The organism is Streptomyces sp. NPDC050856 (assembly GCF_040653855.1).
Classification (GTDB): Bacteria; Actinomycetota; Actinomycetes; order Streptomycetales; family Streptomycetaceae; genus Streptomyces.
The window spans coordinates 53,596-75,313 of sequence record NZ_JBFAGV010000012.1; the positions used below are offsets into that span (position 1 = coordinate 53,596).

Sequence of the window (21,718 nt, forward strand, 5' to 3'; positions counted from 1 at the left end):
CAGCCCCTCAGGCCGCCCCGCGCGCTCGCGTACGCGCACGCGTGTCGCTGTTTTCCAGCGCGGCCGACTGGTTTGGTGGCAGTCTGCTGAACAGTAGATACGCAGAGCTACGCCAGCGACAGCTAGGCAGCCGGAGGTGCAGTTTCCCGTGGCGTCCAATGTCAACCCCACCGTCAGGCGACGCAGACTGGGCCAGGAGCTGCGCCGGTTGCGTGAGCTCAAGGGCATGACGGCGGAGGAGGTGGCGGAGCGCCTGCTCGTCTCGCAGTCGAAGATCAGCCGCCTGGAGAACGGCCGCCGTTCCATCAGCCAGCGCGATGTGCGCGACCTGTGCGGGGTCTACGAGGTCGATGACCACCGCATCGTCGACTCGCTGATGCAGATGGCGAAGGACTCCCGCCAGCAGGGCTGGTGGCACGCCTTCGGCGACATCCCGTACAGCGTGTACATCGGCCTGGAGACCGACGCCGCCTCGCTGCGGGTGTACGAACCCCAGGTGGTGCCGGGGCTGTTGCAGACCCGGCAGTACGCCGAGGCGCTGATCGCCGGGGCGCTGCCGGAGAGCACGCCCGGTGAGATCGAGAAGCGCGTCAACGTCCGGGCGCGCCGCCAGGAGCGCATCAGGGGCACCGAACAGCCGCTCCGGCTCTGGGCGGTGATCGACGAGGCGGCGCTGCGGCGGGTGGTCGGTGACAGGCAGCTGATGATCGAGCAGCTGGAACACCTGGTGGAGCAGTCGCACCAGCCGCATGTCACGGTGCAGGTCCTGCCGTTCGACATGGGCGCGCATCCGGGCATCAGCGGTCACTACGCGATCCTGGAATTCCCGGACGCGTCGGACTCGTCCGTGGTCTACATCGAGGGGGTCACCAGTGACCTCTACCTGGAGAAGGCCAACGACGTGCAGAAGTACAGCGTGATGTACGAGCACTTGCGCGCCCAGGCGCTGAACGTGGAGCAGACACGGCAGTTCATCGGTGGCGTGATCAAGGACTACACCCGGCTCTGACACACGGGTGCGCCCCCGTCACATCCGCCGACACAGGTATCGGCGCCGAGGGCGCCGGAACGGTACACCTCCATCGGCGCCGACCGGAAGTCCCGTGGGGAATATGCCATCCGGTCGAGTGAATGCCCGCCCCGGCCGTCGATTGCGGCGAGTAGCGTCGATCACGTCGGCTTGCAGGCCAGGCCGACGGTGCGACTCACTACTGTCAGAACCGGAGCGAAGAAGATGGCAATTATTCAGGGCGCCACGGACACCTGGACGAAGTCCTCGTACTCCGGCGGGAACGGCGCGTGCGTCGAGGTCAAGTCCCCGGTCGAGCAGGCGATCGCGGTGCGCGACTCGAAGGTTCCCGCGGGCCCGTCGATCACGTTCGTCCCCGAGTCGTGGAACGCGTTCGTGCGGGAAGTGAGCACGGGCGCGCTCTGAGCCGCCGAGCCCGCTGAGCCGTCCGGGCCCTCCGCTCCCCCGCGAGGCGGCGCCGCCGCCAGACGCCGCCGAGGATCGCCGAGCCTCGCCGACTCACCGAATGAGCCCTCTCGACTGGTCCGCCGACCCGGCCGAGGGGGCTCGGCCCTTTCCCGCACCGGCTCACCGCCCTGACCCCGCCCACCCCGCGTCGACCCGCCCCCGCCCGGGTTCACCCCCTCGGGTAGCGGGCCAGCCAGCCCGGTGCCGAGACCGCCGGGCCGTGCAGGGCCGGCCCCTGGGTCATCTCCATGGCGAAGTCGTCGGCCAGCTCCAGGAGGGTGGGCCGCCCCTCCAACTCGGCGAGCCAGGCCGGCGGCAGGGCCGTCTCGCCGTGCAGGGCACCGAGCAGCGCTCCGGTGAGGGTGCCGGTGGCCTGTGAGGGGCCGTCGTGGTTGACGGCGAGCCGCAGTCCGTGCCGGACGTCCTCGCCGACCAGGGCGCAGTAGACGGCGATGGCCAGGGCGTCCTCGGCCGCCTCGCCGTCGGTGTCACCGAGCGACGCGATCCTGGCCGGGCTCGGTATCCCCTGGCGTACGGCTCCGAGGGCCTGCTTGAGGGCCTGGCTGACCGGCTCGTGGCCGGGGCGCTCCGACAACTGGACGAGGGCCCGCTGGACCGAACCGTCCAGCGACTCGCCCCGGGCCAGCCCGTGCACGATGACGGCGAACGCCCCGGCCGCCAGGTAGGCGGTGGGGTGCCCGTGCGTCTGGGCGGCGCACTCGACGGCGAGTTGGCACACCAACCGCGGCTCCCAGCCGACCAGCAGCCCGAACGGGGCGGACCGCACGAGCGCGCCGGGGTCCCGGGCGGTGGGGTTCTTGGGACGGTCCAAAGTGCCCAGGACGTCGTCCCCGAGACCCGTCAGGCAGGCCCGGGCGGGATCACGGCGCGCGTACAGCCACTCCTCGCAGGCCAGCCAGCCGTTGTCCGCCCGCCGCTCGTCGGGCCCCCAGTCCCGTTGCGTGGCCGCCCAGCGCAGGTAGGCGCGGTGCACATCGGTGGGCGGGTGCCAGGCGCCGGTGTCGCGGCGGACCTGGGCGCGTATGAGGCCGTCCACGGTGAACAGGGTCATCTGCGTGGCGGCGGTGACGGCCCCGCGGCGGCCGTGGGCCGGGGCCAGGTCGGTGAGGCCGTCCGGCCCGTGCGCCACCCTGATGGCCTCGACGGAGAGCCCGGCCACACCGGCGCCCAGGGCGTCACCGATGGCCGCGCCCAGCAGGCACCCCCGTACCCGGGCCCGGAAGTCCTGCTGCTCGGCCCGGCCCCAGACGGCTGCCGCTGCTGCACACACCGCGCGCCCCTCCCGACCACCCGTCGACGTACGTCCGGGCCAGCACTGTAATGGACGGGCGCGCGGGGCAAGGCCGGCCGTCGCCGCCCGGACCGGCGCGCGGGACGGACCGGCCGTTTCCGCTCTCACCGCCCCGCGGCGGCCGCCCGTCCGCCCCGCCGGCGGCGCCCCGCTCACTCCAGTACGGGCAGCAGTTCCGGCAGGTGGCCGTCGGAGGCGGCAGCCGCGCGCCGGCGCTCCTCGGGCACCTCGCCGTACAGCGTGGTCCGGGGGCGGGCCGGGCGGCCGGCGGCCTCGGCGATGGCGACGAGGTCCCGGACGGAGCGGTACGAACCGTAGCTGGAGCCGGCCATCCGGGAGATGGTCTCCTCCATCAGCGTGCCGCCCAGGTCGTTGGCCCCGGAGCGGAGCATCTCGGCCGCGCCCTCGGCGCCCAGCTTCACCCAGCTCGTCTGGATGTTCGGGATGTACGGGTGGAGCAGCAGCCGGGCCATCGCGGTGACCGCGCGGTTGTCGCGGTCGGTGGGCCCGGGCCGGGCGATGCCCGCGAGGTAGACGGGGGCGTTGGTGTGGATGAAGGGCAGGGTGACGAACTCGGTGAACCCGCCGGTCTCCCGCTGGACGCGGGCGAGGGTGCGGAGGTGGCCGAGCCAGTGGCGGGGCTGGTCCACGTGCCCGTACATCATCGTGGACGAGGAGCGGATGCCCAGTTCGTGCGCGGTGGTGACGACCTCGATCCAGGTGGCGGTGGGCAGTTTGCCCTTGGTCAGCACCCAGCGGACCTCGTCGTCGAGGATCTCGGCGGCCGTGCCGGGGATGGAGTCCAGGCCCGCCTCCTTGGCGGCGGTCAGCCACTCGCGGATCGACAGCCCCGTCCGGGCGGCGCCGTTGACGACCTCCATGGGTGAGAAGGCGTGCACATGCATGCCGGGCACCCGGGCCTTGACCGCCCGCGCGATGTCGAAGTACGCCGTGCCGGGGAGGTCCGGGTGGATGCCGCCCTGCATGCACACCTCCACCGCGCCCACGTCCCACGCCTGCTGGGCGCGGTCGGCGACCTGGTCCAGGGAGAGGGTGTAGGCGTCGGCGTCGGTACGGCGCTGGGCGAAGGCGCAGAAACGGCAGCCGGTGTAACAGACGTTGGTGAAGTTGATGTTGCGGGTGACGATGTAGGTGACGTCGTCACCGACCGCCGAGCGGCGTACGTCGTCGGCGACCCGGGCCAGCGCGTCCAGGGCCGGGCCGTCCGCGTGCAGCAGGGCCAGCGCCTGGCCGTCGGTCAGCCGCGTCGGGTCGTCGGCGGCCACGGCGAGCGCCTCGCGTACGTCCGTGTCGATGCGCTGCGCCACCATGCCGGGCACGGCGGCCTCGCGCAGCGCGTCCCAGTCGCCGTACACCTCGTCGAAGTCGTCCCGCCGGTCGCTGGTACGGCCCTCGGTGTCGATGGTGCGGTGCAGGTCCGTACGGCCGGCCGGGGCGAACCCCTCGCCGGGCTCCTGCCAGGGCAGGCCGCGCGCCTGGGCGCCGGGGTCGGCGAGCCCGGTCTCCGGGTCGGCCAGCGCCCGCACGTGCGGCAGCAGCCGGGGGTCCAGCCAGGGCTCGCCGCGCCGGACGAACTCCGGGTACACGCAGAGGCGTTCGCGCAGCTCGAACCCGGCGGCGGCCGACTGCTCGGCGAGCGCGTCGATCTGCGGCCAGGGCCGCTCGGGGTTGACGTGGTCGGGGGTGAGGGGTGAGACACCGCCCCAGTCGTCGATCCCGGCGCCGATCAGCCGCCCGTACTCGCCGTCCACCAGGTTCGGCGGTGCCTGGAGGCACGCCGAGGGGCCCATGATGTGCCGGGCGACGGCGACCGTGGCGACGAGGTCGTCCAGCTCGGCGTCCGGCATCCCGCGCATGGCCGTGTCCGGCTTGGCGCGGAAGTTCTGGATGATCAGTTCCTGGATGCCGTGGTAGGCGCGTGCGACGCGGCGCAGCGCGAACAGCGAGTCGGCGCGCTCCTCGTACGTCTCGCCGATGCCGATGAGCAGCCCGCTGGTGAACGGCACGGAGGAGCGCCCCGCGTCCTCCAGCACCCGGAGCCGTACGGCGGGTTCCTTGTCGGGCGAGCCGTGGTGCGGCCCGCCCGGCTCGCTCCACAGCCGGGTGGCCGTGGTCTCCAGCATCATCCCCATGGAGGGCGCGACCGGCTTGAGGCGCTGGAGGTCGGTCCACGACATCACCCCGGGGTTGAGGTGCGGGAGCAGCCCGGTCTCCTCCAGCACGCGGATGGCCATGGCCCGTACGTACGCCAGGGTGTCGTCGTACCCGTGCGCGTCCAGCCACTCGCGTGCCTCGGGCCACCGGTCCTCCGGCTTGTCGCCCAGCGTGATGAGCGCTTCCTTGCAGCCCAGTCCGGCGCCGCGGCGGGCGATGTCGAGGACCTCGTCGGGGGACATGAACATCCCGTGCCCGGCCCGGCGCAGCTTGCCGGGGACGGTGGCGAAGGTGCAGTAGTGGCACTTGTCGCGGCACAGCCGGGTGAGCGGGATGAACACGCTCTTGGAGTACGTGATGACCCCCGGCCGCCCCGCCGCCGCGAGCCCCGCGTCCCGCAGCCGCGCGGCCGACGCGCACAGCTCCACCAGGTCCCCGCCGCGCGCCCGGAGCAGCACGGCGGCCTCGGTGACGTCCAGCGCCACCCCGTCTCTGGCCCGCTTGAGCGCACGGCGCATGGCGTTCTCGGTGGGGCGTCCCGGCTCGTGAGGGGTCATGCAGCGAGCATACGAGCCGCTCGGAGGCCGGGTGGAAGGGAGCGGGGGGACCGTCGGGACTGAGTAGGAGTACTCATTCCCGCGCGCGGGCCGCTGCCTAGGATGACCACCGGCAGGATGATCAAGTCTTCGGGGGCACACGGGTGGCGCTCAACGCCAAGTGGGACGAACTTTTCGGGACGGACGGTTCCTCGGCGCGCATGACCCTGGCGTCGGCGAAGTCGCCCAGCGGTGGGGGCGGCGAGGGCGGGCCCGACCTGAAGGCCGACCAGGGGCCGTGGACCAAGGCGGCGGGCGTGGCCGGTGAGCTGCGGACCTCCACGGCGTCCTCGCTGACCGACCTGACGCAGGCGTCCGAGGGCGTGGCGGGCGGCACCGCGGGCTTCACCGCCACCGGCACCCTCAACGAGGTGCTGGAGTCCTGGAAGACCCGGCTGACCGCCGTGCGGGACGAGTGCGGACGCCTCGAAGGGGCGCTGCGGAGCGCCGGCAAGGAGTTCGGCGAGCGGGAGACCGCCACCAGGAACAAGATGGCCGCGGCCGGCCCCTCCCAGCCCGCGAGGGGGAACTGAACCGATGCCCACTTGGCAGCAACTGCGCGACGTGAAGCTCTCCGAGTACTCGGACGCGGCCGACGGCTGGGGCAAGGTCTCCAGCCGGGCCAACGCCGACAAGGACCGCGTCGACAACCGGATGCTCGCGAACATCCGCGCGACGCAGAAGGGCGACACGGCGGACACGGCCACGAAGAGCCTGGAGCAACTGTCCCGCAACTACCAGTACCTGCACACCGAGTGCGGCCTCATCCGTACCGCCCTGAACGGCCTGGCCACGGAGCTGGCGGGCCCGCAGAAGAAGCTGAAGCAGGCCCTGGAGGACGCGGAGAACCTCAAGTTCACCGTCAACCCCGACGGCTCGGTCGAGTACCCGCCGGGCGGTGAGAACCTTCTCGACAACAAGCCGATTCCGGGCGGCAGCACGTCCGGTGCCCAGTTCCCCCTCAGCCCGCCGCTGCTCCAGCCCCAGGGCCCTCTGCTGACCCCACCCGGCACACCGCCGGGGCTCACCGGTGGCAACCCGAATCAGGCCAAGGCCCAGGCCATCGCCAACACCATCGCCGCCGCCGTCCGCGAGGCCGCCGAGATCGACGGCCGGTACTCCGACGTGCTCGGCAGGCTGAAGATGACGACGCCCGGCCTCAAGGTGGCCGCCGAGCAGCTCGCCGACGCGGCCGCGGACACCAAGGCGCTGCAGAAGGCGGCCGGGAAGTACGCCGGCGAGAGCGAGATCCCCAAGGGTAAGAGCGCCGACGAGAACGCCGCCTGGTGGAAGGGCCTCAGCCAGGAGCAGCGCGACGAGTACGCCACCCTGTACCCGGCGTCCGTCGGCGCACTCGACGGCATTCCCTCCACCGTCCGGGACGACGCCAACCGCATGGTGTTCGCCGAGACGAGGGCCCAGTACGAACTGGAGCTCAAGGCGATCCCGCCGGAGCCGAAGCCCAAGCTCGTCAGCCACGGCGCGCGCGGCGGCATGGTGTACAGCAAGGAATGGCTCGACTGGCACAACAAGTACGAGGACCGGAAGGCCAAGCTGGAGGGCCTCAAGCCGGGCCTGGACGCCATCGAGAGCCGCCTCAACCGGCCGCCGAGCAGCGGTCTTCCCGAGGCGTACCTGCTGAAGTTCGACCCGGAGAAGGACGACGGCCGGGTCATCCTCGCCAATGGCAATCCGGACACGGCGGATCACACATCGGTGTACGTGCCGGGGACGAAGACGAAGCTGCCGGAGATCAAGGACGACCTGACGCGCAGCGACCTCCTGTGGTCGGCGGCCAAGGCCCAGGATCCGGGAGCCGCGTTCTCCACCATCACCTGGTTCGACTACAACGCGCCGAACCAGATCCCGAACGCGACGCGAAATCACTACGCGGAGGACGGCGCCCCCACCCTGCGCCAGTTCATGAACGGGCTGGAGAACGCCCAGGGCGGGCCGGACAAGTCGCACACCACCGTCATGGGCCACAGCTACGGTTCCACGCTTGTCGGCATGGCCAGCCAGCACGACCGGAACGCGGGGCCCATCGCCGACGACATCATCGCGGTCGGCAGCCCTGGTATGCAGGTGGGTCACGCGCGGGAGCTGGGGGTGGACCCCGAGCACGTCTGGGCGATGGGCGGCGGAGGCGATGACAACTTCGTCCGTTACGGCGGCATGCTCGCGGGCCTCGGCGACTGGTGGACCATCCCCACCTCGGAGGACTTCGGAGCGAACATCATGAAGAGCGACGCTCCGGATCACGGCGGCTTCTGGAACGAGAACTCCGTCAGCCTCAACAACCAAGCGGCCGTCATCGCCGGCAAGGACGACAAGGTATCTCGTGATTAAGCGACTCGCACTGGCACTGCCCGCCCTGCTGGCATGCACGCTACTGACAGGATGCTCGACCATGGAGAAGAAGACCGCCGAGGTGCGCGACAGCGCCGCGATGCGGGAGGGGACGAGCAAGACCTCCAGCCGCATCCTCGACATGACCGGGCTGCAGGGCAAGGTGACCAAGTCGGGACCGGGGCCCATGAGCTGTTCTGGCTATGAGCCGGAGAACCAGGTGGTCCAGATGATCCATACCTGGAGCATCTACGACCTGCCGTTCGAGGACCTGAAGAAGGCCTACGACGGGATGCGCACCACACTGCCCAGGAACAACTGGAAGATCACTTCGGACGGTCCGGACGACAGTCCCGCGAAGACGCCCACGATGCGTGCCGACGCGCCGGACGGAGACTTCTCCGCGGAGCTACGGCTGATGGACAACCGGCGCGACCCCCAGGCCAAGACGAAGGCACTGATCTACGTCACCGTGGTGTCCCGCTGCTTCCAGGACGGCCCCGCGCCCTCCGGAGCGTCCTGACCCGCTCGGCGCCCCCGCGTTGCACGACGGGACGAAGGTTATGAGGCGACTCGCACTCGCCCTGTCCGGGTTGTCGCTCGGCGCGCTGCTGACCGGGTGCTCGGCCGTGCACGAGTACAGGGCCCCCGCCGGGGTGCGCGACGGCGCGCGGATGCAGACGGCGACCGAGAGGGCCTCCAGCCGCGTTCTGGAGATGATCGGCCTCAAGGGGAAGGTCACCAGGGGAAGAGCGACGCCCCTGGACTGCTCGGGGTACGAGCCGGAGGGGCGGGTGCGGCAGAACCGTCATCCCTGGAGCGTCTACGGCGTTCCGTTCGCGGAGTTGGAGAAGGCGTACCGGGGCCTGCGGACGGCACTCCCCGCACATGGCTGGGAGATCGTCGAGGACGGCCCCGACAGCAGCAGGGCCAGGACCCCCACGCTGGTCGCGAACTCCCGCGACGGGGAGTTCTCGGTGAGGGTGAGCCTGATGGACCGCCGGGCCAAGAAGGACTCGGAGTCGCTGATCCACGTCACCGTGGTGTCCCGCTGCTACGAGGTCCCCCCCTCCGCCGCGCCCTGACCCCTCAGAGGTACTGCGCGTACTCGTCCAGCGCGCGCAGCACTTCCGGTTCCTCCGCCGGGGGCAGTTGCAGCACGACCTCGGTGATGCCCAGCTCCGCGTAGTGCGCCAGCTTGCCCGCCGAGGGCCTGACCGCGTAGGGGACGATCCACAGCGCCTCGGGGTCGCGGCCCGCCCGCCGCCAGGCCTCGCGCAGTACCGGGATCGTCTCGGTCAGGCCCCGGCCGCCGATGGGGAGCCAGCCGTCGGCGAACTCGGCGATGTGGGCGAACAGCTTCGGGCCCGCCGCGCCGCCGATGAGGGTCCGGGGGGCGCCACCGCGCGGCTTGGGGTACGCGTAGGAGGCCCGGACGGAGCCGAAGTCGCCGGCGTACGGGGTGGGTTCCGCCGCCCACAGCGCGCGCATCAGGGCCATCCGGTCGCGGGTGCGTTCGCGGCGGGTCGACCAGGTCACCCCGTGGTCGGCGGCCTCCTCGCGGTTCCAGCCGTAGCCGACGCCCAGGGTGAACCGGCCGCCGGACAGGTGGTCCAGGGTGGCGACCTGCTTGGCCAGGTCGATGGGGTCGTGCTGGGCGACGAGGGTGATGCCGGTGCCGAGGGTGAGCCGTTCGGTGACGGCGGCGGCCTGTCCCAGGGCGATGAAGGGGTCGAGCGTACGGCCGTACTCGGGCGGCAGGTCACCGCCGGCCGGGTACGGGCTGGTCCGTTCGATCGGGATGTGGGTGTGCTCGGGAAGGTAGAGCCCGGCGAATCCGCGCTGCTCCAGTTCGCGTGCGAGCCGCACCGGCGTGATCGTCCGGTCCGTGAGGAAGATGGTGGTCGCGATGCGCATACGGCCAACGTATGGCGTACGGCGGGGAATTCCGAGACCGTCGCCCTGAGGTGTCGGCGCGTTCACCGGGGACCGGGAGGGTGGTCGCATGAGCGGATCGATCGGCAGGCGCGGCTTCATGGCGGGTGCGGCGGCGGGCACGGCGGGGGCGTTCACGCTGCCGGGGGTGAGCTTCGCGGCCGGGCGCTCCACGGCCGTCGTGCGCGGCACGCTGCCGCCCGGGTCGCCCGACCACGTGTACCTGCCGGTCGAGGTGGGGCGGGGGGTGCGGGAGATCCGGGTGGCGTACGCGTACGAACGGCCCGCCGTGCCGCCCGGTACGCGGGGCAACGCCCTGGACATCGGCGTCTTCGACGAGCGGGGCTTCCGGGGCTGGTCGGGCGGGGCGCGCAGCGAGTTCTTCCTGCGCGCGGACGACGCCACGCCCGGCTACCTGCCCGGCCCGGTGCGCGCCGGGACGTGGCACATCGTGCTGGCGCCGTACACGGTCGCCCCGGGCGGGCTGCCGTACACGGTCACCGTCACCCTGGCGTACGGCCCGTCCGCCCCGTCGCCCGTGCCCGTGTACCCGCCCGGCCGTGCCCGGGGACGGGGGCGGGCCTGGTACCGGGGCGACTGCCACCTGCACTCGGTCCACTCGGACGGCGGGCGCACCCCCGCCGAGATCGCCGCCGCCGCCCGCGCCGCCGGGCTTGACTTCATCAACTCCTCCGAGCACAACACCCATGCCGCGCACGCCGCGTGGGACGGCCTGTGGGGGGACGACCTGCTGATTCTCGTCGGTGAGGAGGTCACCACGCGGAACGGCCACTTCCTGGCCGTCGGCACCGACCCGGGCACCTTCGTCGACTGGCGCTACCGGGCCGGGGACGGCCGGTTCGCCCGCCAGGCCCGGGAGGTCCGGCGCGCCGGCGGCCTGGTCGTACCGGCGCATCCGCACGCCACCTGCGTCGGCTGCGGCTGGCGGTTCGGCTACGGCGAGGCGGACGCGGTGGAGGTGTGGAACGGCCCGTACACCCCGGAGGACGAGATGGCGCTGGCCGACTGGGACAGCGCGCTGGCCGGCGGGCGCGGCTGGGTCCCGGCGATCGGTGGCAGCGACGCGCACCGCGTGCCGCAAGCGGTGGGCGAACCGCAGACGGTGGTGCTCGCCGACGACCTGACGCGGGAGGCGATCCTGGCCGGGCTGCGCGCGGGGCGGTCGTACGTGGCGGAGTCGTCGGCCGTCTCGCTGACGTTCTCGGCGACGGGCGGCCGGGGCGCTCGCGCGGGCATCGGGGAGCGGCTGCCCGTCCCGGCGGACGCGCCGGTGACGGTACGGCTGGAGGTCACGGGGGCGCCCGGCTGCGCGGCCAGGTTCGTGACCGACCGGGGCGCCCTGCACACGGTGGCCCTGCCCGCCTCGGGCACGGGCACGGTGGAGTGGCGGACCACGGCCTCGTACGCCGCGTACGTGCGGGCGGAGGTCAGGCGGCCGGCGACGGTGCCGGGTCTGCCGGGCGCCCTGGCCGCCTTCACCAACCCGGTGTTCCTGGGGACGTAGGGTCGAACGCATGAGCACATCCCCCCAGTCCGTCGACCGTGCGCTGGAGATCCTGGACACCGTGGCCGACGCGGCGGAGCCGGTCGGCGCCAAGGAGCTGGCCCGGCGGCTGGGGTGCTCGCTGTCGACGGTCTACCACCTGCTGGGGCCGCTCACCGCGCGCGGGCACCTGGTCAGGACGGCCGACGGGTACGCGCCCGGGCCGCGCGTGGCCGCCCTGCACCGGTCGTTCCAGCGCCGTCTGGGGTTCGGGCCCGGGGTCGCCGAGGTGCTGCCCCGGCTGCGGCGGGCCACCGGGGCCGAGGCGTACTTCACGGCGTACCGGGACGGCCGTATCACCGTGGTCGACACCACCGCGCCGGTCACCGACACCGCGCACCCCTTCACGCCCGGGCCCGAGCCACGGGCGCACGCCACCGCCCACGGCAAGGCGCTGCTGGCCGCGCTGCCCCGTGCGGTGCGCCGACGGTACCTGGCCGACCACGGGATGGCCCGGCTGACCGACCGGACGATCACCAGCGCCGAGCGCTTCGAGGCGGAGCTCGCCAGGGTGCGTGGCCGGGGCTTCGCGGTGTCGGTGGGCGAGGCCGACCCGGCGTACACCTGCCTGGCGGTGCCGCTGCCGGGCGCCGGCGCCGACTTCCGAGCCGATGGTGTGGTGCGGGCGCTGTCGGTGTCGCTGCCCACCGGGGACTTCCGGCGCCGCCACGGTGAGCTGCGCGCGGCACTGGCGCGGGCGGCGGCGGGCCTGGCCGCGCGCCCGTGACCTGCGGGAGGGGCCGCGCACCCGTGGCCGGCGGAAGGGGCCGCGCACCCGTGACCGGCGGGGCCGGCGCCCGGGCGGAGGGGCGGCGGGGGCCGGGTGCGGGCCGATTTTCCGGCGGTGCCGGAATCGGGTGTGTCCCCGCTGGTCCGGCGGGACCGGCCTGCCCCACCGTGGACGGCATGATCTTCATCGCCGTCAAGTTCACCGTCCGGCCCGAGCACGCCGACACCTGGCCCTCCCTGGTCGCCGACTTCACCCGGGCCACCCGGCAGGAGCCGGGCAACCTGTTCTTCGAGTGGTCGCGCGGGGTCGAGGCCCCCCACCAGTACGTACTCCTGGAGGCCTTCGCCGACGCGGAGGCGGGCGCGGCGCACGTGGCGTCCGACCACTTCAGGGCGGGTCTGGAGACCATGGCGGGCGCCATCGCCCGTACTCCGGAGATCGTCAACGTCGAGGTGCCGGGTCAGGGCTGGAGCGAGATGGCCGAGCTGAGCCCCCGCGCCTGACCCGGGGCGGGCCCGCGCGTCAGTCGTTGACCGCGGTGAGCAGGACGGCGGCGTCCGTCACCGCCGTCAGGCCGTGCCGCTCCGGCGGCAACAGGTACAGGGAGCCCGAGGTCAGCTCGGTCTCCCCGGACTGGGCGGTCACCTTCACCACGCCGCGCAGCACCTGGAGGGACGCTGCGGGCGGTGTGTTGTGCTCGTCGAGCGAGGTTCCGGCGGTGAGCGCGATGACCGTCTGCCGCAGCGGCTGGTCCCGCAGGATCAGGTTGGCGCTGCGGCCGTGCTCGTTCTGGTGGGCGGCGGCCAGGTGTTCGTCGGCGAGGGCGTTGAGGTCATACATACGGTCCACCTTGCCCCGCGCCGGGATCCTACGCACACGGAGACGTACGAAGGGGCGGGCGGCGTACGAAGGGGCGGGCACCGTTCCGTCCAGCGGTGCCCGCCCCTCCGCGTCCGAGTGGACGCGGTGCCGTCAGTCCTCGACGGCCAGGGCGGGGGTCTCCTTCGTCAGGATCTCGCCCCGGAAGAACGCCGGGCTGCGGCGCTGCATCACCAGCATGATCACCACACCGAGCAGCAGCAGCCCCACGCCGATCACGAACACCGAGCCGACGCCGAAGACCGCCGAGCCGCTGCCGTAGGCCGGGTCCCACATGTCGTACAGCGTCTTGCCGAACACCGCCGCGAGCAGGATGCCGCCCAGGCCCGGCATCAGCCCCTTGAAGAACAGGTCGCGGGCGGAGCCGCGCAGCTCGCGGCGGAAGTACCAGACGCAGGCGAAGGCGGTCAGCGCGTAGTAGAAGCAGATCATCAGCCCGAGGGCGTAGATGGTGTCGACCAGGACGTGCTCGCTGACCAGGGTCATCACGGCGTAGAAGACACCGGTGGCGACACCGGCGACGACCGTGGCCCTGCCGGGCGTCCGGAAGCGGGGGTGGACCCGGGCGTACGAGGCGGGCAGTGCCTGGTACGCGGACATCGCCAGGACGGTGCGGGCGACCGGGATGAACGTGGTCTGGAGGCTGGCCGCCGCGGACGCGACGACGGCGACGAAGAGCAGGATGCCGAGGGCGGGGCCCATGACGGGGCCGGCCAGGGCGGCGAAGACGTTGTCGGAGGTCTCGGGGTTGGCCAGGCCCAGGCCGGTGTCGCCGGAGCCGACGGCCATCTGGGCGGCGACGCCGGTGGCGAGGTAGGAGCCGACGAGGACAACCATCGCGATGAGGGCGGCCCGGCCAGGGGTCCTCTCGCTGCCGGTGGTCTCCTCGTTGGCGGTCAGGCAGGCGTCCCATCCCCAGTAGATGAAGATCGCCAGGGAGAGGCCGGCGGTGAAGGCGGAGAAGGACTGCACGGCGAACGGGTTCAGCCAGGACCAGGAGAAGTCGACCGAGCCCGCGAACTCGCCGGCCTTGCCGAACGCCATGGTCACGAAGACGGCCAGGACGAGGAGCTGGAGTCCCACCAGCGCGTACTGCACGCCCTTGGTGGCGGTCATCCCCCGGTAGCTGATCGCCGTGGCGACGGCGATCATCAGCAGGCAGGTGCCGATGTGGACGGCCTTGTTGTCGTCCAGCGCGGCGATGTCCGGATTGCCGGTGAGCTCACCGGCCAGGAGCCAGAAGTAGGAGGTGGCCACGCCGGCGAGATTGGACAGGACGATGATCGTGGCGATCACCAGGCCCCAGCCGCACATCCAGCCGACGCGCGGCCCGAACGCCTTCACCGTCCAGGTGAAGGAGGTGCCGCAGTCCGGCATGGCCCGGTTCAGCTCCCGGTACGCGAAGGCGACCAGGAGCATCGGCAGGAAGCCGGCCAGGAAGACCGCGGGCATCTGGAGCCCGACCTCGCCGGCCGTGGCGCCGAGCGTGGAGGTCAGGCAGTAGACGGGGGCGACCGTCGAGACGCCGATGACGGCACTGCCCATCAGCCCGACGGAGTTCCCGCCGAGTCCCTTGCTGCGTACGCCACCGGTGTCGCCCATCGCGGTGACGCCCCTTACCGTGTCTCCGGCCTCGGGCCGCGGTTCCACCTGAGTCATGACCAGGACGTTAGGTGCTGCGGTTTCCACATCCGGAAGATGGAACTCCGCGATCTTTTCCTTGCATTGGGCGGGATGAAACGGTCAGGCGGCAAGGAAAGAAAGATCGGAAGGCGACCGCGCCGACCGATTGGTAGGTGAAAACCACGGCGTCCGATATGCGGGAACCGCAGCCGTGTCCGATTTGCCCGTTTCTAAATTTTCCCGCGCGATTTCCGTCCCGGCCAGACGAGCGCCCGCCCCTGGCCGTACACGTCCCGGGACGGGCGGGGCCGGACGCCGGGGTCAGCCGCCGTCGACGTAGGCGCGGGCGGCGACCATGACGTCCTTGAACCGCCCCTCGGCAATGCACTGCGCCGGCGCCTCGTCCTCCAGCTGGGGGTTCATACCGATCATCCAGGCGCGGGCGGTGTAGAGACTCTCGGCGTCCTGGATGAGCTGGAACACCTGCAGGGCGGCGCGCAGCCGCTCCTCCGACTCGTGCCGCGGGGTGATGTCGCCCGCGGCCCACTTGCCCACCTGCTTGGCATCGCTGATCTTCGCGATGCGCGCGGTGAGGCGCTGGCCCAGGTTGTCCTGGAGGAAGCGCGCGATCTCCGCGATGGGCATGCGCACCGTGGCGATGTGGGCCCGCTCGGCACTGGCGGCGCTGCGGGAGGTGACGGCGGGGTACAGGATGGTCGACGGCATGAGTGGTCTCCCTCGTGTCGCGTACTGCGCGCCTGATGGGGGCGGTCGCGTGTCGGACGACGGGTGATCGTGGGTGGAAGGCGCGCGGGGCCGGCTGTGGCACGCGGGTGCCGGGCCGCTGCGAGCCGTGCGCCCGCCGCGGGTGGTGAAGACGCTTCTGTGTCCTGCGCACTCGCGGGGAAGCGCGACCTCTGCGAGTGGTGGGGCTGCTGGGACGCCCGCGCTCAGTTCCGGTGCGTACCGGTCCCGGGGGATCCGGTGCACGGATGACTGCGGAGGCGTTGCCGGGGAGCCGACCCGGTGGACCATCTGTGGGGTGGTGGCACTGGAGGGGGAGGTACGGCGAAAGCAGCCCGTAACGCGGTGGAGTGCGTGTCCATCACCCTGATGCCCCCTCGGTTGGCCGATGTATTGAGCGTACCCATTTCCTATGCCCAACTCCACCTGTTTGCAGACAGGTTTACCGCCCCCGGAGGACCTCGGGAGTGGCACCGGGCCACGGAAACGGCTCTCATCTGCGGGTTCGGCGGGAACGGAGCGCGCGGTGAGGGGGATGGCACCCTGGGGAGACCGACGAGATTTCGCTCTTTGGGGCTAGACGAACGGGTGGGTTTTCCGGTGGACTTCACAGGGGCCCCGAGGGAGGCGGTGGGCGGGCGGCACCTTCGGTGAGGGTTGGTGGAGCGGGTGGGGCCGGTGGAGCGGATGGCGCCGGTGGGTCCGGTGGAGCGGGTGGGACCCGTCGGACCCGTGCGGAGGTCACCGCATGGTCAGGCGGTACTCGTCCGCGACCGTTCGCAGCGCCTCGTCCTCGGGGAAGATGAGGCTGGATTCGAGGGCGTCGACGGGCACGTCGCTGTAGACGGCCCAGCACTGCCTCATCCCGAACCGCGAGCGGTAGGCGATGCCGTGGATGAGGCGTCCCTGTTCGGGTGTCCGCTGGGCGATGGCCCAGGCCGAGATGCGGCGGGTGAGCCTGCGGTTGAAGCCCTGTATGTGCTCGGTGGTCAGCTTGTCCACGCCGAGTTCAGCGGAGAGGACCTCCAGGGTTCGCTCGTCGTCCACGTCCAGGAACCGGGCCTCCTTGGGCAGTTGTAACCGGACCAGTGTGTGGCGGGTGGTCCAGTCGGGCGGGAGCAGTCCGGGCGCGTTGGGACCCCGCCAGTCGTCGGCGACGACGTCCAGCATGTCGGGGTGGACCCGGAAGGGTGCCAGGGCCTCGGCGAAACAGCCGTCCCGCTCGGAGGCGCAGTACAGGGTGCCGTAGCCGACCAGGCTCCAGCGGTTTCCGGCGGAGCTGGTCGCGTCGTCCCGGCTGATCTGCTCGTACTTCAGCGGGTTGCTGAGTTTGCCCAGTCGCCACACGCCGCGCTCAGGAGCCGGGATGAGCCTGACGTCCGGCTGCTGTGCTGCTCTGGTCATGCGTGCGGCTCCTCCTCGCGGTGCGCTGCCGGGTGCGGCCCTGGCACATGCCGAACGATCATTTTTGTGTGTGCGACATGCACCGGGCGAGCCACTTGTGTGATGAACGAGGGGGCGCACAAGGGCTTTGAGGGGGCGCACATGGCTCTTCCACCGGCGAACACGGTCACATGTCGGTCAGATCCAGCTCCGTGACGACGACTCCCGCGTCCCCGGCCATGGTGAGCACCACGGCGGGACCGCCCCCGGACGCGGCCGGGTGGGCCGACAGGGTGTGCACGGGCGCGGCGGTGGCCAGTTGCAGGGCGCAACGCCCGCTCACCGCCTCCCAGACGCGGACGGTGCCGTCGCGCGAGGCGCTGGCGACGAAGGAGCCGAGCCCCTCGGTGGACCAGGCCGCGACGGCGTCGACGGACGCCGTGTGACCCGTGAGGGGCGCTCCCAGGGGCCGGCCGGTCAGCAGGTCCCAGAGTCGTACCGTCCCGTCGTCACCCGCGCTGGCCAGGTGCGGGGGCAGCCCGTCGGCGGGGCGGGCGTTGACGGCGATGGCGTTGACCAGCCCCTGGCGGCAGCGGATCGGCCGGCCGGCCGGGCCGCCCTCGATGTCCCAGAGGCGGACCGTACCGTCCGAACCGGCGGACGCCAGCCAGTCCCGCCGGTGGCCCGCCGCGGCCGCCACGGCGCGGATGCGCAGGTCGTGACCCCGCCAGTCGCGCAGCAGCGCCGGTTCGTCCAGGTCCCAGAGCCTGACCCGGTAGTCGTCCCCGCCGCTCAGGGCGACGGAACGGCCCTGGTGGGTGGTGCAGGCGGCGAGGGCGCGCACGGGCAGGTGGTGGCCTTCGAGGACGGCGGGCAGGTGCGTGCCGGTGGTGGCGTCCCAGCAGCGGATGGTGTGGTCGGGCCCGGCCCACAGCAGGAGGCGCCCCCGGCCCCGGGTGGCCCACGCCAGCGCGGTCACGGCATGGCCGTCGGTGGGCAGCGAGCCGGCGTGGCCGCCGCCGTCGATGTCGCGCAGTTCCAGGCCGGTGTCCGCGGTGCCCACGGCGAGCAGCGGCGGCCCGCCGTCACCGGTGGCGAGGGCGGCGGCGGTGACGGCCGCCACCGCCCCGGGCCCCGCCCCGGCGCGAGGGCGCGCCCGAGCGGCGGCGGGGTCCGCCTCGGGGTGCGGGTCCGCCCCGGTGCCGGTGTCCGTCGCGGGGGCGGGGGCCGTCGGCGGAGGGGTGGGGCGGGGCGCGGGCGGGTGGCCGGGCCCGGGCAGAGCCGCCGTCAGGGCCCGGTGGTCCCAGAGGCGTACGGTGTTGTCGGCTCCGGCCGACACCAGGGCGTCCCGGCCACCGGCCGGCACGCTCGTGAGGGCGGTGACGGTGCCGGTGTGGCCGGTGAGCCACCGGGCGGGCGCCTCCCGGTCCTCGACGTCCCACAGCGCGATCGCCCGGCCGGCGGCCGCCGCGAGTGCCGGGCGGCCGGCGATCGTGAGCGCCGCCAGGCACGTCACGGGCTCCGGGAGCCGGTGGGCGGCCCGCGGTCCTCCGGTGGTGTCCCAGACGGTGACCGTGCCGTCGTCGTGGCCCGAGGCGAACGTCCCGGCCGGGGCCAGGGCCGTCAGCGCCCGCACCGTCGTGGTCAGCGGCCAGCTCCGGTGGACCGCGCCGGTTTCCGGGTCCCGCACGCTCAGCGTGGTGGCGGCGGTCACCAGCAGGTGCTCGCCGTCCCGGCCCGTGACGGTGGTGACCGCCGCCTTGCTGACCGGCTCCAGGGCGGGCAGCGCCCGGGCGCCGCCGGAGTCGGTCCAATGGGTCAGCGCCCCCTCGCCGTTGACGCTCACCACCGTCAGGGAGCCGTCGTCGGCCAGGTGGCCGGTCACGTCGTCGGTCCAGACGGTGCCCGGCCGGGCGATCCGGTCGACACAGCTCCCCGTGGCGGTGTCCCAGATCCGTACCGTCCCGTCGGTGCTGCCGGAGACGAGCCGGCTGCCGCCCGCCGGGCGGTGCACCCCGGTCAGGCAGCGGACCGTGCCCTCGTGGGCGGCGATGCGGTCGCCCACCGGGGTTCCGGTGGAGACGTCGATCAGCTCGATGCCGCCCTCCTCGTCACCGGTGGCCAGCAGCGTGCCGCCGGGCCCGGTGCGGACGGCCGCCAGGGAGGTGACCCGGTGCGCGACGGTGGCCAGCACGTTGGCCGGTGGCCGCCACCACGACCACAGGACGGTCAGCCGGGACCCGGGCGGTGTCGCGTCCGCCGGGACGCGCGCCGCGGGCACCCGGGGGTACGTCAGGGCCGCGTGGGTCAGGTGCAGGCTGGACAGCCGGGACCGGGCGTCGGCCCCGCGCACGTACGGCTCTATCACCGCCCAGGCGTCCAGCCACGCGCGCGGCCCGTGACCGTCCTGGGCGGCCAGCAGGCCCCGGACGCCGCCGCTGGTGTCCCAGGGCAGCAGACCGCGCGGCACGTGGTCGTCGTCCAGTACCCCGCCGAGCCGGGCGTGCTGGGCGAGGTGCCGCCGTACGTAGGGGGGCGGCGGAGTGTCCGGGGTCGCCCCGGCCAGCCCCGCCAGCGCGGCGGTGACGGCCGCGTGCACGGCCCGCTCCTCCTCACGGGAGCCGTCGCACTCCCCGTACGGCTCCCCGTACGGGTCCCGGTACGGCTCCGCTCCCGTGGACGGGCCGGGCGTGCCGGATCCCCCGGGCGTGCCGGGCGTTTCCGTGCCGGTCATGTGGTCCCCCCGCGCGAGACGCCGGCCCCTGGCCAGCACCGCAGAACTCTTCCCAGTCGGTCATGAGCGGGCCGGTAGACGACCCGGTCGTCCTCGCTGTCGTGGGTGAGGTACCCCGACAGCGGTCCGGTCAGCAGCAGTTCGATCTTCTCGTCGGCGCGGTCGATCGGCGACCGGTGCACCGCGGCGGCCACCGCCGGCCAGACCTCCCCCCAGGGCATTCCGCGCCCCAGCGCGAACGCCGTCGCGCGCAGCAGCGCCAGCGCCTCGTCGGCGGGCAGACCCGTGCGCGCGCCGCGTTCCAGGTCCGTCTGGAGCAGCCCCACCGTTCCCCGGTCGAGCTGGGCGCTCCACGCCGGGTCGGCCGGCAGGCCGGGTCCGCCGGCCCGCAACTGCTCGGCGGCGAGCCGCGCGTCGAGGAAGGACCGGTCGACCCGGGCCGCGACGTCGGTGGCGACCCGCGACACCTCCTGCTCGCTCCACCCGTCCGCGCCCTCCAGCAGCGCGCGCACGTACCCGGCGATGTCCTCCCGCACGCCCGGGCCGTCCGTGCGGACCTCGCGGGCGCCGGGGAACGCGGCACGGAGGAGGGCCGGCAGGTCCCGGTGCGCCACGCCGGCGGACACCGTGCCCACCCCGGCCCCACTGGCCGCCCTGGCCGCCCTGGCCGCAGTGGCCGTGGCCGCCGTCGCCCCCGCGTCCGTCCCGTCCGTCGCGTCCGTCGGGGGCGCCGGGTCGGTCGTGGACGAGGGCGTGGCACTGCGGACACCCAGCAGGAGCCGCAGTCCGCGTCCGCGCAGCTCCGCCTCCGGGTGGCTGGTGTGGACCGCCAGCGGCGCGAGGACGTCCGTCACACAGCGGGCCGGGTCCGTGGCCTCGTCCAGCGCGTCGACCACGACCGTGACCATGGGGCCCGGGACCTCGAAGAAGGCCCGCAGGGCCGCCTGCCGGCCGCGCACGTCGTCCTCGGCGGACGGGTCGGGTGCCGCGCCCAGGCCGCCACCCAGGGCCCGCAGCAGGTCGAGCGAGTCACGGTTGCGCGCGGTGACCGCCACGGTCACCGCGCCCTCGGCGGGGACGGTGGCCGGCGGGGAGTGCCGCACCGCCGCGGCGTAGCGCTCCGACGTCCGGAAGGCCGGGTCGCTCAGGGTGACCGCCCGCCCGAGCACGGCGGACTTCCCGCTCGCCGCGCCACCGGTGACGATCAGCGCGCCGCACGGCCCGTGCAGGAATCCGGTCACCTCCTGGTTCAGGGCCTGCCGGCCGGAGAAGTACCAGCCGGGGTCGTCGGGGCCGGTCCGCCCGCTCGCCTTGTCGAGCCAGTACTCCAGCTCCTCGTAGGTGGCGGCGACCTCCTGGCGGCTGCGGGCGACGACCGGCGGCCGGGGCCGGTAGCCCGGATTGGGCAGGGTGGTGGTCGGCTCGTGCAGCTTCCCGGTCAGCACCGGCCGGGGGCCCTCCAGCCGCCGTCGGTGGCGCTCGTTGAGCGTTCTGGTCGCGTGGTCGAGCGCTTCGACGAACTCCGCCATCGTCAGGTACGGCCGGGTGATGCCGCCGGCCGACCGCAGCCAGGCGTGCGCCTCCTGGAGGATCAGCGCGAACTCCCGCCCCAGTACGGCGGTACGGTCGCCGGTGGTGGCCAGCACGTTCAGCGTGGCGGCGGTCAGCCGGCTGTGGGCCAGGTCGCGTTGCAGGTCCCACAGCTCCCGGCCCACGCTGGCGGCCTCGCACATGTTGACGACGACCAGGACGTCCTGGGCGCAGGAGTCGAGTGCCGCCGTGACGATCTCGCTGGTGGGCAGCGCGGTGGCCAGCAACCTGTCCCGCTCGGTGTCCGGCAGCAGGAGGTAGTGCCGGGCGCCGGCCAGGCCGTGGCCGGTGAGGAAGAGCACCAGCGGGACGTCGGGTTCGACGTCCCGCAACTGCGCCTGGTCGAGGAAGCGTTCCACGTCGTGCCGGTTGCGCGGGGCGCGGGTGTGCACCTGGACGAAGCCGGGCCCGTGCGGCGCCTTGGCGTGCCACCAGGCGGTGACGGCCTCCAGTTGCTCGTCGATGGCCTCGCTGAACGGGGTGGTGCCGTCCTCGACGGCCAGGGTGACCAGCAGGCCCGGCTGGGGGTCCGCCGCCCCGGACCACGGGCCGGCGGCGGGTGGTGGTTCGGCGGTGGTGTCCGGATGACGGTCGTCCACCTCGATGTGTGCCCAATCCCCGTTCATC

At 73.1% G+C, this 21,718-nt stretch carries 18 protein-coding genes; 9 read left to right on the top strand and 9 right to left on the bottom strand.

Annotation, left to right across the window (positions count from 1 at the left end):
• The first annotated feature begins 148 nt into the window (after window positions 1-148).
• Both AB0H53_RS13805 and AB0H53_RS13810 read left to right on the top strand, forming a co-directional pair.
• On the top strand, window positions 149-1,009 hold the full coding sequence (locus AB0H53_RS13805; RefSeq protein WP_362111266.1) for a helix-turn-helix transcriptional regulator: 861 nt from the start codon (window positions 149-151) through the stop codon (window positions 1,007-1,009).
• A 225-nt stretch (window positions 1,010-1,234) separates the two neighbouring features.
• Window positions 1,235-1,435 carry a DUF397 domain-containing protein gene (locus AB0H53_RS13810; RefSeq protein WP_362111269.1) on the top strand — a complete coding sequence of 67 codons (201 nt, stop codon included), beginning with the start codon at window positions 1,235-1,237 and terminating at the stop codon, window positions 1,433-1,435.
• A gap of 211 nt (window positions 1,436-1,646) precedes the next feature.
• Here the strand turns inward: AB0H53_RS13810 and AB0H53_RS13815 are convergent, their stop codons facing one another.
• Both AB0H53_RS13815 and AB0H53_RS13820 read right to left on the bottom strand, forming a co-directional pair.
• A complete protein-coding gene (locus tag AB0H53_RS13815; RefSeq protein ID WP_362111272.1) occupies window positions 1,647-2,768 on the bottom strand; it encodes an ADP-ribosylglycohydrolase family protein in 1,122 nt (373 codons plus the stop codon).
• Between the two features lie 173 nt (window positions 2,769-2,941).
• Window positions 2,942-5,521, bottom strand: a complete 2,580-nt coding sequence (locus tag AB0H53_RS13820) for a bifunctional FO biosynthesis protein CofGH (protein ID WP_362111275.1) — start codon at window positions 5,519-5,521, stop codon at window positions 2,942-2,944.
• 143 nt (window positions 5,522-5,664) lie between these two features.
• Between AB0H53_RS13820 and AB0H53_RS13825 the strand changes: the two genes are divergently transcribed.
• From AB0H53_RS13825 to AB0H53_RS13840, 4 genes are all read left to right on the top strand, one after another.
• Window positions 5,665-6,093 (top strand): hypothetical protein, encoded by a 429-nt coding sequence (locus tag AB0H53_RS13825; protein ID WP_362111278.1) that lies wholly within the window; start codon window positions 5,665-5,667, stop codon window positions 6,091-6,093.
• Between the two features lie 4 nt (window positions 6,094-6,097).
• Window positions 6,098-7,909 (top strand): alpha/beta hydrolase, encoded by a 1,812-nt coding sequence (locus AB0H53_RS13830; protein WP_362111281.1) that lies wholly within the window; start codon window positions 6,098-6,100, stop codon window positions 7,907-7,909.
• Between the two features lie 61 nt (window positions 7,910-7,970).
• Entirely contained in the window at window positions 7,971-8,432 is a 462-nt protein-coding gene (locus tag AB0H53_RS13835) for a hypothetical protein (protein WP_362111284.1), read from the top strand.
• 40 nt (window positions 8,433-8,472) lie between these two features.
• On the top strand, window positions 8,473-8,994 hold the full coding sequence (locus AB0H53_RS13840) for a hypothetical protein (RefSeq protein WP_362111287.1): 522 nt from the start codon (window positions 8,473-8,475) through the stop codon (window positions 8,992-8,994).
• A gap of 4 nt (window positions 8,995-8,998) precedes the next feature.
• On the opposite strand, the gene AB0H53_RS13845 is transcribed toward AB0H53_RS13840, so the two are convergent.
• Window positions 8,999-9,826, bottom strand: a complete 828-nt coding sequence (locus AB0H53_RS13845; protein ID WP_362111290.1) for an LLM class F420-dependent oxidoreductase — start codon at window positions 9,824-9,826, stop codon at window positions 8,999-9,001.
• A gap of 88 nt (window positions 9,827-9,914) precedes the next feature.
• Here AB0H53_RS13845 and AB0H53_RS13850 point away from each other — a divergent pair, with 88 nt between their 5' ends.
• The 3 genes from AB0H53_RS13850 (at window position 9,915) to AB0H53_RS13860 (ending at window position 12,641) form a co-directional block, all read left to right on the top strand.
• Window positions 9,915-11,369, top strand: a complete 1,455-nt coding sequence (locus AB0H53_RS13850) for a CehA/McbA family metallohydrolase (RefSeq protein WP_362111293.1) — start codon at window positions 9,915-9,917, stop codon at window positions 11,367-11,369.
• A gap of 10 nt (window positions 11,370-11,379) precedes the next feature.
• The gene (locus AB0H53_RS13855; protein WP_362111296.1) at window positions 11,380-12,135 is read left to right on the top strand and encodes an IclR family transcriptional regulator; all 756 of its coding nucleotides are present in this window, start codon (window positions 11,380-11,382) and stop codon (window positions 12,133-12,135) included.
• A gap of 179 nt (window positions 12,136-12,314) precedes the next feature.
• Window positions 12,315-12,641, top strand: coding sequence for a putative quinol monooxygenase (locus AB0H53_RS13860; protein WP_362111299.1), 327 nt, complete (start codon window positions 12,315-12,317; stop codon window positions 12,639-12,641).
• A 19-nt stretch (window positions 12,642-12,660) separates the two neighbouring features.
• Here AB0H53_RS13860 and AB0H53_RS13865 read toward each other — a convergent pair whose 3' ends face one another.
• From AB0H53_RS13865 to AB0H53_RS13890, 6 genes are all read right to left on the bottom strand, one after another.
• Window positions 12,661-12,978: a cupin gene (locus AB0H53_RS13865; protein WP_362111302.1), complete on the bottom strand. Its 318-nt coding sequence runs from the start codon at window positions 12,976-12,978 to the stop codon at window positions 12,661-12,663.
• Window positions 12,979-13,110: 132 nt separating this feature from the next.
• Complete coding sequence (locus tag AB0H53_RS13870) at window positions 13,111-14,676, bottom strand: APC family permease (protein WP_362111305.1); 1,566 nt, start codon at window positions 14,674-14,676, stop codon at window positions 13,111-13,113.
• A gap of 285 nt (window positions 14,677-14,961) precedes the next feature.
• Window positions 14,962-15,366: an XRE family transcriptional regulator gene (locus tag AB0H53_RS13875; protein ID WP_362111308.1), complete on the bottom strand. Its 405-nt coding sequence runs from the start codon at window positions 15,364-15,366 to the stop codon at window positions 14,962-14,964.
• Between the two features lie 759 nt (window positions 15,367-16,125).
• Window positions 16,126-16,788, bottom strand: a complete 663-nt coding sequence (locus AB0H53_RS13880) for an RES family NAD+ phosphorylase (protein ID WP_362111311.1) — start codon at window positions 16,786-16,788, stop codon at window positions 16,126-16,128.
• A gap of 166 nt (window positions 16,789-16,954) precedes the next feature.
• Window positions 16,955-19,501: a WD40 repeat domain-containing protein gene (locus AB0H53_RS13885; RefSeq protein WP_362111314.1), complete on the bottom strand. Its 2,547-nt coding sequence runs from the start codon at window positions 19,499-19,501 to the stop codon at window positions 16,955-16,957.
• Window positions 19,498-21,717 carry a hypothetical protein gene (locus AB0H53_RS13890; RefSeq protein ID WP_362111317.1) on the bottom strand — a complete coding sequence of 740 codons (2,220 nt, stop codon included), beginning with the start codon at window positions 21,715-21,717 and terminating at the stop codon, window positions 19,498-19,500. Before AB0H53_RS13890 ends, AB0H53_RS13885 begins: the two co-directional genes overlap by 4 nt.
• Between the last annotated feature and the right edge of the window lies 1 nt (window position 21,718).